A 13,895-nucleotide genomic window follows, 5' to 3' on the forward strand; every position below is an offset into this window, starting at 1 on the left:
GCCACACGCCAGATGCCCCTTACGACACGTAAGCTAGGAGCATGTCGCACTCTCATTCCCGAGCCGTCCGGCCGACCCAGCTGTTCGCCCTGTTGCTGGCGTTCCTGAGCGTTTCCTCGCTCATGGGCGTCGTCGGGGCAGGCATGCTCGTACCCATCGCGGGTCCCACCGCGCTGGTCGCAAAGTCGGTCCCCTCCGTATTCAACGAGCTGCCCGGTGACCTACAAACAGTCGCCCCCGCCGAGGAGTCGCAGCTCCTTGACTCCTCGGGAGCCGTCATCGCGCACTTCTACGACAAGCAGCGCATCGTCGTGCCCAGCGCGAACATCTCCGACGTCATGAAGAAAGCAATCATCGCGATCGAAGACAAACGTTTCTACGAACACAACGGCGTGGACGCCACCGGCATCGCCCGCGCGTTCGTGACCAACCTGGGCGACTCCGGTCGCCAAGGCGCCTCCACGATCACTCAACAGTACGTGCGTAACTCACTGGCAGAGCGCGGCTACCTCGAAGGCGACGCCGACCAGGTCAGCGCCGCAACCGAACAAACCACAGAACGCAAGCTCCGCGAAATCAAGTACGCGATGGCCTTGGAGAAAACCCAGTCCAAAGACGAAATCCTCACGGGATACCTGAACATCGCACCCTTTGGTCCCATTACCTACGGCGTCGAGGCCGCGTCGCAACGCTACTTCTCCAAGTCTGCATCCGAACTCGACTACCTGGAGTCCGCGCTGCTCGCCGGCCTCGTCCAATCGCCCGTCCAGTACGATCCCCTCACCCACCCTGAAGCAGCCCAAAAGCGCCGCAACACAGTCCTAGCAACCATGCTTGACCAGGGCGTCATCACACAGGAAGAATACGACGCCGGCATCGAAACCACCGTCGATTCAATGCTGCACCCCACCGTATCCTCCGAAGGCTGCTCCGGCGCGGAATCCTCCCAAGCCTACTTCTGCGATTACGTCCTAGCCCAGTTCCTCGAAGACCCGACCTTCGGCGCCACACGCACCGAGCGTGAGCACATGCTCAAGACCCAGGGCATCACAATCCGCACCACGATGGACCCCACCAAGCAGAACGCCGCCTACACGTCGCTGACAAACACTATCCCCGTGGGCGACGCCTCAGGCCTCAACGATGCTCTTGTCTCTCTCGACCCGCGATCCGGTCGCATCCTGGCGATGGCCCAGAACACGACGTACGGCATCGAGTCCGGGCAAACAATGTCAAACTACTCGGCCGATGGTAACTTCCAGGTCGGCTCAACATTCAAGGTCTTCATCCTGCTTCAATGGTTCAAGGAGGGACACTCCGCTTACGAGACAGTCGGCTCCAGCAACACCTTCTACCCTAACGGCTCCTTCAAGTGCGACGGACGCTCCATCACAACCGAGGGCTATCAAGTCAACGACCTCGCCGGCAAGACCGGCACGATGAACGTCGTGCGTGCGACCGGCCAGTCCGTCAACCAGGCCTTCGTGAACATGGCCTCCCGCGTCGACTTCTGCTCCATCTTCGACACTGCCTACAAAATGGGAATCACCGAGGACGGCGAAGCCCCTTCACCCTACCCCGCGAACATCCTGGGTTCCGTGTCCGCCTCCCCACTACAGATGGCCTCTGTGTTCGCAGCAATCGCCAACTCCGGCCAACAGTGCACGCCACAGTCCATCGAATCCGTGACCGACCGTGACGAGAACGTCCTGAAAGAATTCGCGGCGGACTGCACGGAGGTCATCTCCCCCGACGTCGCCAACAAGACCGCAGCCCTACTCACCGCGTCGGCCGGCCAGTACTACACATCCACGCGCTTAGGCGGCGGACGTCCCTTCGCAGCAAAGTCAGGAACCACCGACGGGCACGCCAACACGTGGTTGACCGGCTTCACTCCGTCTGTCGTCACATCCGCATGGGTGGGGCACGGCGAAAACTCCTCCCAGGAAGTCGGATCCGTGACGATTAACGGCAAATACTACAGCGAAATCTACGGTGAAACATTCGTCGGCCAGAACATCTGGGCGCCCTACATGACGCAGATCCTGGCGGGCACTCCCGTCGAAAACGTATCCAGCGCGAACATCGGGGCAACCAACTCGAACCGTTCCTCAACCCCCACACCATCCCCCACGAGCAGCGGACACTGACATGACACCGACGCTGATAGAGGCCCCGGCCTCGGCCCCCCGCCGAGGCCGGGGCCTCCTGCGCGCGACCGGCGCAATCGTCGGCGGGCTGGGACTCGCTGGACTGGCCGCCGGTGGAGCCGCCCTGGCCTGGGGTTCGATCGAGCGCACTCTGCCGACCCTGCGCCGCTACGACGTGCCCATCGAGCGTAACGTCCCTGAAGTGACGATCCTCCAGATCGCCGACCTACACCTCTTCGCCGGGCAGGAATTCCTCCTGCGGTTCCTCTCCGACGTCGCCTCATCCGAACGCTTCGACATGATTGTGTCCACAGGAGACAACTTCGGTTCATCCGTCGGCCTCGACATGGTGATGGACGCCTACCGCCCCTTCCTGTCGTATCCTGGCGCTTTCGTCCTCGGATCCAACGACTACTATTCGCCGATCCCCAAACGCTGGAGCCGCTACCTGTCGCGCTCCAAACCACACCCCGCGCGCGTCGTCCCCGACCTCACCTACATCCCGATGGTCCGCCAGCTGCGCGCCGCCGGCTGGGTGGATCTCTCTAACGCGTGCGGCACGCTGTCGTTGCCCGGCGCCACCGTCTCACTCCTGGGAACCGACGACGCCCACATCAACCGGGACCGCCTGGTCGCCCCAGCCTCGTCGTGGGAAGTTCCCGGAACCCTGCGCCTCGGCATCACGCACGCGCCCTACACGCGCGTGGTCTCCGCGCTCACCCGCGCCGGGTCCGACCTCATCCTCGCGGGCCACACGCACGGAGGCCAGATCGGAATACCTGGTGTCGGCGCAATCATCACAAACTGCGACATCGCACGGCGCTACGCCAAAGGCCTGAACCGCTGGGAGACACCCGACGGCTCTTCGTCGTGGCTGCACGTTTCCGCTGGGCTGGGAACCTCTCCCTATGCAAAAGTCCGAATCGCTACACGCCCCGAGGCCTCCCTCATCCACGTCCACCCCGCGTAGCCTCCGTTGATCCCGACATCAAAGTCCGACATAACCCCTATCCGCGTCCACCCAGCTCCGCGTCCCGCCAGTGGTTCTGACAGACGAACACCCCTCTCGTCTCAGCGTCGTTCCCAACCAGAGGACCCAGTCGAGCAACTCGCGGTCACCGGGCACATTCAACACCGGCGACGCACCATCCCAGCCACGCCGCAACCGGCAACCGTATGATCATCGTTAACCCGCGCCAGCCAGACCCCAGAGTCGTGCGGCGTGGCACACACTTCCCTCAGCCGCTTCGTCTCGGTTTGGGATTATCAGCGACGTAAGGCTATACTCGAACGGCACCGGGGTGTGGCGCAGCTTGGTAGCGCGCTTCGTTCGGGACGAAGAGGCCGTGGGTTCAAATCCCGCCACCCCGACCGGACAGTCGCCGGGACCACAAGGTCCCGGCGACTCTTGTATTCCACGTAGTCCGGCCCATCCAGGTAACNTGTTCTCACCCACTACACGATCACCCCAGAAAGTCAAGGAAGCTGCGCGATTAACCGCCCGAACCTAAATAACAGCGACTTTCGCCCGCAATCCCAACCTAAACCCGGAACTTAAGCACCACGTTCGTGACCGATAGTCCTTCGCTTCTGGCTGCTCGCGGTGTGGGCCTGTGCCTCGTTGTGCTGTTTTGAAGCCTCGTCAGGTCCTGCTGCCACCTGCGTCTGCTGCCATCGGACCCTCCGACATCCTCCAACCGAGCGGTAGATTGGGGGTTTTGCACCATTAGGAGCTTCCTTTCGGCGTGTCGCCGGCGTGTCGCGGCTCTAATGGTGCAATTCCCCCCGTCGTAGTCGAGATGACACAATGGTGCGCCGGCGTGTCGGGCTTCTAATGATGCGATTCCCCCCATGTGGCAGCAAAACGGCGGATTCTAGGAGCGATGTGGCGGCACTCGTGTCCAAGTCTTGAAGTTCCCCCCGTGCTGCGGACCCCAGCACAGCGCGTGGCACCCAAATCACAGACCACCTCGACGACATTCAGTCCACCCAGGCTGTTCGGGCCGGTGTGTGGCGACATTCGTGTCGGAACCTCGAGGTACTACGCACGCGGCGACAGGGCACGGGGGTGGCGCGAGTCGCGGTTCGTCAGCCCTCAACGCAGGTGAACTGCACCCCGGGGCAGCAAAGACTGGTCGGCGAGCTAACACTCCGAACCCCAGGATCCAGGCGCGCGCAGAAGTCAGACGGTCAAGGCCTGTGCCGACCGAAATCAAGATAGGCGACGCAACGCCCAGAGAACTGGTGGCGCAGCGTGCGCGTCGATTACGAGCTGCAGACACACATGGAGCGGTGTTACGGATCACGCGGGCGTCACCCCACGAACTCTTAAAAGGAGATAGACTTTCGGCGTATTCTTCATCAACACATAGGAGTATCCATGAAGCGTCGCATCGCCGCCGCTATCCTCGTCGCCGTTCTACCGCTCGGTATGGCAGCCTGTGGCTCCCAGTCCAAGGAGGATGCCTGCAAGGAGGTCCAGAACGCAAACCTAACGCTCGCTCAGCAGGCCGCCGCCACCAACGGCGCCTCCCTGACCGACCCTCAGGCCGCCAAGGAGCAGTTCAACACGATGCTCGACGCGTACAAGACTGCCGCCAGCAAGGTCAGCAACAAGGAAGTCAAGCCGGCCCTCGATAAGGTCATCACCGACCTGGAGACAATTAAGGACTTCGACTTCACCACGCTGAACCCATCGGGCGAACAGATGGAAGCGATGACCACCTTCGCGTCTGACGCCCTGCAGCTGAACAACATTTGCGGTATTTCCGCGGGCACGAAGTAACGCCCAACTGACATCGCCAGACACGTCGGGGGACGGCCCATTGGGCCGTCCCCCGATTCAGCCTACAGGCAACCGAAGCGCCGAGGACACACTCTCATGCGAGCCAGCCCCGGCCTCGTCCGGTCAGGCCCGGCCACCATTTTTCCAGCGACGGAAAAACACCGCCAGGATCGCTCCTGACAGGTTATGCCACACCGAGAAAACCGCTGCCGGGAGCGCGGTCTCAGGGGTAGCAGCGAAGTGCTTCGTCGCCAGCGTCGCAGCCAACGCCGAGTTCTGCATGCCGACCTCGATCGCGGTTGTACGCGCAGCCTTATCCGAGCCGCGACCCACGCGCCCCGCGAGGTAGCCGAACAGGTAGCCCAACAGGTTATGGCAGATAACCACGGCAATAATGAGGGCGCCCGACGTCAGAATCTTATCAACCGAACCCGACACGACGACAACCAGCACGTAGCAGATACCCAGGACAGAAACCCACGGAAGAACTGGCAGGATTCTTTCCACAACCTTGTTCGCAAGCAAACGCACGACAAAGCCACCCAAGACAGGAGCGAGCACCATCAGCAAAATGTTCTTCGTCATCGCCTCACCATCCACGGGCATACGCGAACCGACCAGCCAAGCGGTGAGCATCGGGGTCATCAGGGGCGCGAGCAACGTCGAGATTGACGTCATGGTGACCGACAGGGCGACGTCTGCTTTCGCGAGGTAGGAGATCACGTTCGAGGCGGTGCCACCGGGTGCGCAGCCGACCAGGATGACGCCGACGGCGACAGCGTCGGGCAGGCGGAACGCGTAGCACAGGCCCCAACCGACGAGGGGCATGATCAGGTACTGGGCGACGACGCCGACGAGGACAGGCAGGGGACGCTTCGCGATGAGCCCAAAGTCGGGCAGCGTCAGCGTCAGGCCCATACCGAACATGATGACGCCAAGTGCCCAGTGCACGCCGGGAGCCAGTGGTTTAAAGGTCGCGGGGGTGATCATCGCGGCGGCGAACGCCGCCAGGATGAGGAGCGGGAAAACGGTCACCGCGATGCGGGCACTGCGATCCTCGGAGGACAGCGTCGGAGGGGAAGATTGCGTTGAAACTGAGTCTGATGTGGACATATCAACCATATTTCACCGGTCGTTGAATTGTTCCCTTCCGCATCTCACGTTGTGATCAGCTCAGTATTGAGCCTCACAGGACTACTTCACTAAGCTAAGGCTATGCACAGTGCAGCGCCGACCACTCACGCCACTCCCACACACGCCTCGGGCAACGCTTCAAGCCATCCCAACAACCGCCCGCGAGCGCACCACCATAGCGGCGCGCGCATGCGTGAACTTCAGCGCCGCGGATGGGTATCCGACCAACATGGCGCATGGACGATGGTGGCCTTCCCTCCACTGCTCGGCTGGGCGCTATCCTTCACCTTCTCGTGGCTGGTCGTCCTCATGCTCCTCGCGTGGGCGATGGCTTTCCTGATGTTCTCGGCCGTGTGCCTGTGGGTCAAGACCCCCGCGAAGCGCCGCAGCCACATCGTGCCCGCGATCATCACCTACGGCGTTCTCGCGGCCGTTCCCGGCATCACGCTGCTCGCGATGCGTCCCCAGCTGCTGTGGTGGGCCATCGCCTTCGCGCCGCTGGCCTCGTCCGCGATCTACCTGGTGTGGCAGGGGCGTGAGCGTTCCCTGGGCGCCCGAGCCGCCTCGATCCTGGCGGGTTCCATCATGGGGCCTGTTGCCTTTTCGCTGGCGACGGCGGACGGGTCGCCGCACGCGGTCACTGCCCACGCGTGGGCGGCGTGCGTGGTGTTCGCCCTGCACTACGTGGGCACGGTTCCGCTGGTACGCTCGATGATCCGAGGCCGGAAGGACCCCCGCTGGGCGCTGGGGGCCACGCTCCATCACGCGGGCTGCTTGGTTGTCGTGGCCGCCGCCTGGTTGCTGGGCGCCCTGTCCGTGTGGCCTGTGCTCGTGTGGGTGTGTCTGACTGTGCGAGCGTGGGTCATGCCGACACTGAGTCGGCATCGTTCGCGCCCCCTGTCTCCCAGGCTGATCGGCTTCACGGAGATCGGTTGGTCGCTGCTTCTGTTCGTGGCGCTCCTGGTTCGGTAGCTTCGCTTGCCCTGGGTGCGGCGACCGTCCGCGCGAGGCACGGAGCTTTTTCAGGAGGCGGTTGGGTGCCCCCGATCGGGCGCTTGTCCCCCTATTTGCCGATGCCCTCGACGCGTGCGAACTGGGTCGCCACAGACAGGAACAGGTCATTTTGTTCGCGCGAACCTACGGACACGCGCACGCCTTCGCGGAACGGACGGACGATGAGTCCGGCGCGTGCGCTCGCTTCGACGAGGCCATGGACACTTCCGCGCAGCAGGTAGAAGTTTGACTGTGTGTCGGGGATGTCGTATCCGAGGGCACGCAGAGCTGGAACGATACGCTCACGCTCGGCAACGATCCGGGCGACGCCACTGTCCACGGCCTCGGCGTCCTTCAAGGAGGCAAGGGCGCCGGCCTGCGCGAGCGAGTTGACGCCGAAGGGAACGAGGAGCGCCTGGATCGCGCCGATGACCTCGGTCTCACCGATCGCGTATCCCACGCGAAGGCCAGCCAGGGCGTGCGCCTTGGAGAATGTGCGCATGACGACGACGTTGGGGTGCGCCTCGATGAGCGGGACCGCGCTGCGCACGCCGGGCTTGGTCGCAAAGTCGATATAGGCCTCGTCGACGATGATCATGACGTCGTCGGGTACGGCCGCGACGAAGGAGGCTATCTCCTCGAAGGTGAGGGCCGGGCCGGTCGGGTTGTTCGGCGAGCAGAGGATGACGGCGACAGTGTCCGCGGTGATGGCCTGGCGCATCCCGACGAGGTCGTGGCTACCATCCGGGAGGAGCGCCACGGGGGTAGCCTCACCGCCAACGGACGGCACGGCGATTGGGTAGGACTCGAAGGAGCGCCACGGGAAGACCACCCGGGTGCCGGGCTGACAGACGGTGGACAGAGCGGCCACAAGAATCGCCGATGAGCCAGTGCCCACGCATACCTGGTCGGAGCCGACCCCGAAGCGCTCGCCGAGTGCCTCCCGCAGGGGGGCAGCCGTCAGGTCGGGGTAGCGGTTGATCGTCTCCAGCTCGCGCGCGACCGCTTCCAACACCGCGGGGCTCGGCGGGGTCGGCATTTCGTTGGATGAGATTTTGACGGCGCCGGGCGCGGATTTACCGGGCACGTAGCGGGGCAGGGAGTGGACGGCGGGCCGAAAGCGCAGGTTGCTCATGTGTGTAGTCCTATCCCATGGGGGTGCGCTGTGCAAGCAACGTCCCAGTGCGCAAGAATAAGCGGATGGATTTTATTGCTCGGCTGATTGCGACAATGGTCGGCCTATGGGTAACGACTCTTGTGGTCCCGTCGATTTCACTGCCGTCGGCCTCGACCTTCGAGACCATCATCGCGTTCGCGGTCATCGCCTTCTTGTTCACGCTCGTGAATTCGATCATTAAGCCCGTCGTCAAGACGCTAGCTTTCCCCCTCTACCTCGTCACGTTCGGCTTGTTCGCCCTGGTGACGAACTCGCTTCTCTTCGCGCTGACGGGGTGGCTGTCCACGTCGCTGGGAATTTCTATGACGACGGGCGGCTTCTGGTCGTGCCTGGCGGGCGCGGTCATTACGTCGGTGGTGGCCTCCATCGTGTCGGGTGTCCTGCGCGATAAGGACGATGATCGCGACTAGTCTGACCTTCCCTCCTTCGGGGCGCATCACTTAGCGGTGATGCGCCTCGTTTGGTAGTGGTGAATGGTGGTCTGCGTGTTGTGGGTGAGTCCCAGGGCCTGAGTGCGCCTGGCCTCGGCGGTCGCGAGCGCTCTCAGGCCCGGGTCGGACGAGGCCGTGGCGGCACTTAGGGATGCCCTGATTTCGTCGACGTACACGGAGACGGAGTGCGAGCAGGGAACAGGATCGGAGGCGTCGCACGTTGCTTCGTAGTCGTGGAACATGACGGTGGTGACGTTGTCGCCACGCGTGGCGGTCCCGTCGCAGCCCGGGACGATGTCGCCGAAGTTCTCGTAGGCGAGGACGGGCACGTCGTCGGGGGCGATTGTGGCCGTGGGGGATCCTGCGGTGACGACGGAGACGACGTTGTATCGGGCCCGCACGGTCGGGTCGGCGGCCATCTGGGTTGCCATGATGCCGCCTTGGGAGTGTCCGGCGAACTCGACGGCTTCGCCGGGCGCGATGCCTGCCGCATCCATAGCTTCCTTTATGGCGTCGAGTTGGTCGGAGGACATGGCGCCGACGCCTTGAAGGTTGGTGAGCGTGTCTTGCGGTCCCGTCTCGCCGATTCCAAAGGACTGTGTGCCGCGGATGTCGACGGTCCACGATCGGGTGAGGGTCCCATCCTCGCCGACTGTCACGTGTTCTTCAATGGCAATTTCGCCGTTGTTAGAGTCGCCGCCGCGCATGTCGCTGATGTGATCAATGATGTCGGCGCTGGTGGCTGCTCCCTCGTAGTGGCTGTCGGGGGCGGTGTCCGGCATTGCGGCGAGGGTCGCCTGGGTTCGTGCTGCCAGGACGTTTGGCGGTACGAGAGGGGCAGCTCCATTGTGGTGGACCCGCGTCTGGCCGGAGCCGGTGACTGCGACCCCGTAGCTAAGTCCATGGTTAATCCCGCGTCGTGTCAGCCACACGCTAATCAGCGCGGCGATTCCAGCCTCTGAAGCTGTCGAGTTCGAGTTGATGTTACGACTGACGCCGACACCCGCCAGTTGGCGCACCGCGAACCTGTATGCCGGACACGAGTTCAGGTCGAGGGCAACTCGTCCGAGGTCGCGTTGAAACTGGGCGCCGGATTGCTCGTCGCCGTGGAATGTGAACACCAGGAAGCTGACCACCGTGTTTTTCATATCCCTCCCCCCGGCGACAAACGCCTCTACGGGACTTATGACGGTGGGAAGCCAAGGGACTCCTGCGCGCGTGGCGATGTCCTGTTCCATGTGGAAGACGGCGTTGCGGACCGCACCTGGCATTCCGCCAGCCACGGCATACCTGGCGATGCCACCGGCCGTGAGCTGTGGTCCCATCGGGCTGCCGGGGACGGCTTCCCAGAGGGAGGCCATGGATTCCGCGTCGCCGTAGGTCAGAGCCGCATCCTGTAGTTTCCACAGCAGAGAGTTCACGGTGGATTCCAGCGTTCCCAGGGCCTCTAAGGCCGTGTTGATCGCGTCGATGAGTCCCGCGGTGGCGTCGGGGAAGAGCGTCGCGCCCAGGTCGGCCTCCCACAGGGCGGTGTTGAGGGCGGCCTTTGCAGGTCCGATTGAGAGGGTCTCTTCGTAGGTGAGAAGCGTGTATACGCTGCACAGCTGGTTCACGTCGACGCTGAAGGCACCGGAGACGACGGAGGTATCGCGATGCGGATCGAAGGCCATGGTCACCACGTCCCCGAACTTGCGCTAAATCCGGAGGGTTGCAGGTCCGCTCGTCCTTTGGCGCACGAGCCTAGGGAGGGCACGAGGTCCACAGCTGCCTGGATGTCATCAAGGACAACCTGCGCCTGAGCCACGGCCTCGTCCCTGGCGAGCCTGTAGGAGTCACCTCCTGTGCCCGTCCATTGAGCGCAGGTGGCGGTGGTGAGGACGGCGCGTAGTCCATCGATGAAGCCGTTGGCGGAGTTGAGTGCCCCGGAGGGGCCGAGCGTATCAATCATGGTGACTCCCATGGGCGCAAGCGGTTTAGATTCAATCGGAACGCTACGCCCGAGGCCAGGAAAGCCTCCACCCGCAGGAGGCTGCCTGTGGATAGCCCGACGCGCGCACTATCCCCTGTGTATGACGGGATCCCGCGTACCTTCGTTGTGGATAGCGGCCGGTTACTGGTCGAGGCCCATGCGCGCGCGTTCAGCACACAGCAACCCCGGCCTCGTGCGTTACCCACGCCACGGAACCGCCGAGCGGACTCAGCGTCCCGGAGACACGGCACTCTGGGAAGATAGGGGTATGAGCGACACGATGACACTGTTCTCCACTGCCCACGGCTATTCGGATCTGGCGGGCGGGGGTGAGCCGCTCAGCCCGCTGGACGGGCGCTACCGCGCGGTGGCCGCGCCGCTGGCGAATTACCTGTCCGAGGCGGGCCTGAATCGCGCGCGCGTGCACGTCGAGATCGAATGGTTGATTTTTCTCTTAGACAACGGTGTCCTGCCCGGCGCCCCGACGCTGACGGATGCGGAGCGCGACTACCTGCGCGCGCTGCCCCGCGATTTCGGAGCCGATCATATTAAGCGCCTGGGCGAGTTTGAGGCCGTCACCCGCCACGACGTCAAGGCCGTCGAATACCTGATCGGCGAGTATCTTCAGGCCGCGGCCGGCAAGCTGGGCGAGGGGACGACGCTGCCGACCCTGCGCGAGGTCGTCCACATTTTCTGCACTTCCGAGGACATCAACAACCTGGCGTACGCGCTGACGATTAAGGCGGCGACCGAGCAGGTGTGGCTGCCGTCGATCCGCGCGCTCCTCGATCGCCTGCGCGGCCTGGCCGAGGCCGGGGCGGCGGTCCCGATGCTGGCGCACACGCACGGACAGCCGGCGACGCCGGTGACGATCGGCAAGGAGATGGCGGTGTTCGCGCACCGCCTGTCCCGCCAGATCAAGCGCGTCGAGGCCACTGAGTACCTGGGTAAGATCAACGGCGCGACGGGCACGTGGGCCGCGCACGTCGTGTCGGTGCCGGGCGCGGATTGGCCGACGCTGGCTCGCTCTTTCGTGGAGGGCCTGGGCCTGACGTGGAACCCGCTAACGACGCAGATTGAGTCGCACGACTGGCAGGCGGAACTGTACGCGGACGTGGCGCGCGCGGGCCGCATCGCCCACAACCTGGCGACGGACGCGTGGACCTACATTTCGATGGATTACTTCCACCAGAATCTGGCGGCGCAGGGTTCGACGGGCTCGTCGACGATGCCGCACAAGGTGAACCCGATTCGCTTCGAGAACGCGGAGGCGAACCTGGAGGTGTCGAACGCGCTGTTGGATTCGCTGGCGTCGACGCTGGTGACCAGCCGCATGCAGCGCGACCTGACGGATTCGACGACGCAGCGCAACGTGGGCGTCGCGTTTGGTCACGCGGTGTTNGACCGGGGAGCGGTTCCTGGAAGGCCGGGTCGGCATCCGAGTCGCGCAGCAAGGCGACGTGGACCGCGCCGCCGCGCAGGGCACCGACGGCTGTGCCCACCGTGAGCATGCCCGTCATGAGCGCGTCGTATCCGCGCGTCGGGATGAGAGGGAGCGTACGGGCCATGCGCCCATCCTTGTCCGCGCCGACCGCTATGACTGCGTGCGCCCATGCACGCCCGACGGTTGCGGTGCGCCGAGCGATATGGGAGAGAGAGCGGATGAGGAGGGTGTCGAGGCCGGGGGTGTCAAAGAAGATCCGCTGAGACTTTTCGGAGATCGCGGTGCCCATGTCGTCGGAAAGGGAGCGAGCTCGGGCGCGCGCATCCTCGGGCAGCGCGGGGATTTCGGCGAGGGCGCCGACGGCGACGGTGGCGAAGAGAGCGGGGACGATGGGGGCGACTTTGAGTCGCAGGTAGAGGCCGGGGTAGGCCTGGGGGACGCGGCGGATCGCGCGATAGCGCCGACGTGAGCGTCGCCTCATGTCCCCTCCTTCCGCTCCACTGTGTCTCCACCCTACGAGAGGTGGTTGGAGGGACGCCAGGGGAGGTGACATGGGGAACGGGAACACCCCTTGACATCGATACCCCCTAGGGGTATCGTACGAAGCATGAGCAACGAACACGGCTACCATGGCAACACCGAGAATCACCTCGCGCGCCTGCGCCGCATCGAGGGTCAGGTGCGCGGACTGCAGCGCATGATTTCGCAGGGCGAATACTGCATCAACATCCTCACACAGGTCTCAGCCGTCCAGTCCGCGCTCGATTCCGTCGCGGTTAACCTGCTCAAAGACCACATGAACCACTGCGTCGTCACGGCGGCGCGCGAATCCGACCAGGCCGCACAGGCCAAAGTCGACGAGGCGGCCGCGGCCATCGCACGCCTCATCAAGTCCTAACCACAAGGAGACACCATGACCACCGAGATCGATCGCACCATCGAGCTGTCCGTCGACGGCATGACCTGCGGCCACTGCGTGATGAGCGTCAAGGAAGAGCTGGGTGAGATCCCCGGCGTCAAGAACGTCGACGTCATCCTCAACTCGGGCGCTACCTCCACGGTGACGGTTCTGACCGACAAGCCCCTCGACGACGCCGCTCTGAGCGACGCAGTGTCCGAGGCCGGCTTCACGCTGACCGGCATCTCGCGCGACTTCTGAGAACTTCCACGCCTCAACGACGAGGCCGGGGCACCTTCCCCGGCCTCGTTTCCTTTCGCCCGATACATACCCCCGGAGGGTACCCATGTCTACTCATTCCGTGACGCACGACCACACAGCTACCGCCTCTTCGCACGGGGCATCCCAGGCCTCGGCCCCCACCCCCCAGGTGGGCGAGGGCACCCGCGCCCACGCCGCCGATATGCGCCGACGCCTCATCGTTTCCGCGCCCCTCGGCATCCTCGCGATGCTCCTGTCGATGATTCCCGCGTGGCAGTTCACCGGGTGGCAGTGGGTCGTCGCGGCAGCCTCGATCCCGGTGGTCACGTGGGGGGCGTGGCCCTTCCACCGGGCGGCCTTCGCGGCCGGGCGCCACGGGTCGACGACGATGGACACGCTGGTCTCCCTCGGCGTCATTTCCTCCACGCTGTGGAGCTGGTGGGCCCTCCTGTGGGGCGGCGCCGGAATGCTCGGGATGCGCATGCAGATGAGCCTGATCCCGCGCGCGGCGCACGCCGGCCACGCGGAGATCTACTTCGAGGGCGCATGCATGATCGTCGTATTCCTGCTGACGGGCCGCTACCTGGAGGCACGCGCACGCTACCGCGCGGGCGACGCGCTGCGCTCGCTGCTGCGCATGGGCGCCAAGGAGG

12 protein-coding genes, 1 tRNA gene and 2 pseudogenes are annotated in these 13,895 nt (G+C 64.2%); 11 read left to right on the forward strand and 4 right to left on the reverse strand.

The window, feature by feature from the left end; all coding sequences use genetic code 11:
• The first annotated feature begins 41 nt into the window (after positions 1-41).
• The 4 genes from BQ7477_RS09320 (at position 42) to BQ7477_RS09335 (ending at position 4,935) form a co-directional block, all read left to right on the forward strand.
• Positions 42-2,150 (forward strand): transglycosylase domain-containing protein, encoded by a 2,109-nt coding sequence (locus BQ7477_RS09320; RefSeq protein WP_073983688.1) that lies wholly within the window; start codon positions 42-44, stop codon positions 2,148-2,150.
• Position 2,151: 1 nt separating this feature from the next.
• Positions 2,152-3,120 (forward strand): metallophosphoesterase, encoded by a 969-nt coding sequence (locus tag BQ7477_RS09325; RefSeq protein ID WP_073983689.1) that lies wholly within the window; start codon positions 2,152-2,154, stop codon positions 3,118-3,120.
• Positions 3,121-3,447: 327 nt separating this feature from the next.
• Positions 3,448-3,521 (forward strand) — tRNA-Pro (locus BQ7477_RS09330).
• Positions 3,522-4,530: 1,009 nt separating this feature from the next.
• The gene (locus BQ7477_RS09335) at positions 4,531-4,935 is read left to right on the forward strand and encodes a hypothetical protein (RefSeq protein ID WP_073983690.1); all 405 of its coding nucleotides are present in this window, start codon (positions 4,531-4,533) and stop codon (positions 4,933-4,935) included.
• Positions 4,936-5,058: 123 nt separating this feature from the next.
• Here BQ7477_RS09335 and BQ7477_RS09340 read toward each other — a convergent pair whose 3' ends face one another.
• Positions 5,059-6,048 (reverse strand): bile acid:sodium symporter family protein, encoded by a 990-nt coding sequence (locus tag BQ7477_RS09340; protein WP_073983854.1) that lies wholly within the window; start codon positions 6,046-6,048, stop codon positions 5,059-5,061.
• A gap of 210 nt (positions 6,049-6,258) precedes the next feature.
• On the opposite strand from BQ7477_RS09340, the gene BQ7477_RS09345 reads away from it, so the two are divergent.
• Complete coding sequence (locus BQ7477_RS09345) at positions 6,259-7,041, forward strand: YwiC-like family protein (protein WP_073983855.1); 783 nt, start codon at positions 6,259-6,261, stop codon at positions 7,039-7,041.
• A 91-nt stretch (positions 7,042-7,132) separates the two neighbouring features.
• On the opposite strand, the gene hisC is transcribed toward BQ7477_RS09345, so the two are convergent.
• The gene (gene hisC / locus BQ7477_RS09350) at positions 7,133-8,197 is read right to left on the reverse strand and encodes a histidinol-phosphate transaminase (RefSeq protein ID WP_073983691.1); all 1,065 of its coding nucleotides are present in this window, start codon (positions 8,195-8,197) and stop codon (positions 7,133-7,135) included.
• 65 nt (positions 8,198-8,262) lie between these two features.
• Between hisC and BQ7477_RS09355 the strand changes: the two genes are divergently transcribed.
• The gene (locus BQ7477_RS09355; RefSeq protein WP_073983692.1) at positions 8,263-8,649 is read left to right on the forward strand and encodes a phage holin family protein; all 387 of its coding nucleotides are present in this window, start codon (positions 8,263-8,265) and stop codon (positions 8,647-8,649) included.
• Between the two features lie 26 nt (positions 8,650-8,675).
• Here the strand turns inward: BQ7477_RS09355 and BQ7477_RS09360 are convergent, their stop codons facing one another.
• Positions 8,676-10,340 carry an alpha/beta hydrolase gene (locus BQ7477_RS09360; RefSeq protein WP_200783523.1) on the reverse strand — a complete coding sequence of 555 codons (1,665 nt, stop codon included), beginning with the start codon at positions 10,338-10,340 and terminating at the stop codon, positions 8,676-8,678.
• Between the two features lie 2 nt (positions 10,341-10,342).
• A complete protein-coding gene (locus BQ7477_RS09365) occupies positions 10,343-10,618 on the reverse strand; it encodes a hypothetical protein (protein ID WP_129582550.1) in 276 nt (91 codons plus the stop codon).
• Positions 10,619-10,907: 289 nt separating this feature from the next.
• Here BQ7477_RS09365 and purB point away from each other — a divergent pair.
• The 5 genes and pseudogenes from purB to BQ7477_RS09390 form a co-directional block, all read left to right on the forward strand.
• A pseudogene (purB, locus tag BQ7477_RS09370) lies at positions 10,908-12,038 on the forward strand (adenylosuccinate lyase); the annotation flags it as partial.
• A gap of 61 nt (positions 12,039-12,099) precedes the next feature.
• Positions 12,100-12,552, forward strand: a complete 453-nt coding sequence (locus BQ7477_RS12125) for a hypothetical protein (protein WP_200783507.1) — start codon at positions 12,100-12,102, stop codon at positions 12,550-12,552.
• 138 nt (positions 12,553-12,690) lie between these two features.
• On the forward strand, positions 12,691-12,981 hold the full coding sequence (locus tag BQ7477_RS09380; RefSeq protein ID WP_073983695.1) for a metal-sensitive transcriptional regulator: 291 nt from the start codon (positions 12,691-12,693) through the stop codon (positions 12,979-12,981).
• A 15-nt stretch (positions 12,982-12,996) separates the two neighbouring features.
• Entirely contained in the window at positions 12,997-13,242 is a 246-nt protein-coding gene (locus BQ7477_RS09385) for a heavy-metal-associated domain-containing protein (protein WP_073983696.1), read from the forward strand.
• Positions 13,243-13,327: 85 nt separating this feature from the next.
• Positions 13,328-13,895 (forward strand): annotated as a pseudogene (locus tag BQ7477_RS09390) (heavy metal translocating P-type ATPase); the annotation flags it as partial.

This window comes from Actinomyces bouchesdurhonensis (assembly GCF_900128465.1).
Classification (GTDB): domain Bacteria; phylum Actinomycetota; class Actinomycetes; order Actinomycetales; family Actinomycetaceae; genus Pauljensenia; species Pauljensenia bouchesdurhonensis.

What these genes read in the sequence shown, in the direction of transcription:
- BQ7477_RS09345 (WP_073983855.1), top strand. Translation starts at nt 6,259, where the DNA reads ATGCGTGAACTTCAGCGCCGCGGATGGGTATCCGACCAACATGGCGCA.
- BQ7477_RS09355 (WP_073983692.1), top strand. Translation starts at nt 8,263, where the DNA reads ATGGATTTTATTGCTCGGCTGATTGCGACAATGGTCGGCCTATGGGTA.
- BQ7477_RS09335 (WP_073983690.1), top strand. Translation starts at nt 4,531, where the DNA reads ATGAAGCGTCGCATCGCCGCCGCTATCCTCGTCGCCGTTCTACCGCTC.
- BQ7477_RS09360 (WP_200783523.1), bottom strand. Translation starts at nt 10,340, where the DNA reads ATGGCCTTCGATCCGCATCGCGATACCTCCGTCGTCTCCGGTGCCTTC.
- BQ7477_RS09325 (WP_073983689.1), top strand. Translation starts at nt 2,152, where the DNA reads ATGACACCGACGCTGATAGAGGCCCCGGCCTCGGCCCCCCGCCGAGGC.
- BQ7477_RS09380 (WP_073983695.1), top strand. Translation starts at nt 12,691, where the DNA reads ATGAGCAACGAACACGGCTACCATGGCAACACCGAGAATCACCTCGCG.
- BQ7477_RS09320 (WP_073983688.1), top strand. Translation starts at nt 42, where the DNA reads ATGTCGCACTCTCATTCCCGAGCCGTCCGGCCGACCCAGCTGTTCGCC.
- BQ7477_RS09365 (WP_129582550.1), bottom strand. Translation starts at nt 10,618, where the DNA reads ATGATTGATACGCTCGGCCCCTCCGGGGCACTCAACTCCGCCAACGGC.
- BQ7477_RS09385 (WP_073983696.1), top strand. Translation starts at nt 12,997, where the DNA reads ATGACCACCGAGATCGATCGCACCATCGAGCTGTCCGTCGACGGCATG.
- BQ7477_RS09340 (WP_073983854.1), bottom strand. Translation starts at nt 6,048, where the DNA reads ATGTCCACATCAGACTCAGTTTCAACGCAATCTTCCCCTCCGACGCTG.
- hisC (WP_073983691.1), bottom strand. Translation starts at nt 8,197, where the DNA reads ATGAGCAACCTGCGCTTTCGGCCCGCCGTCCACTCCCTGCCCCGCTAC.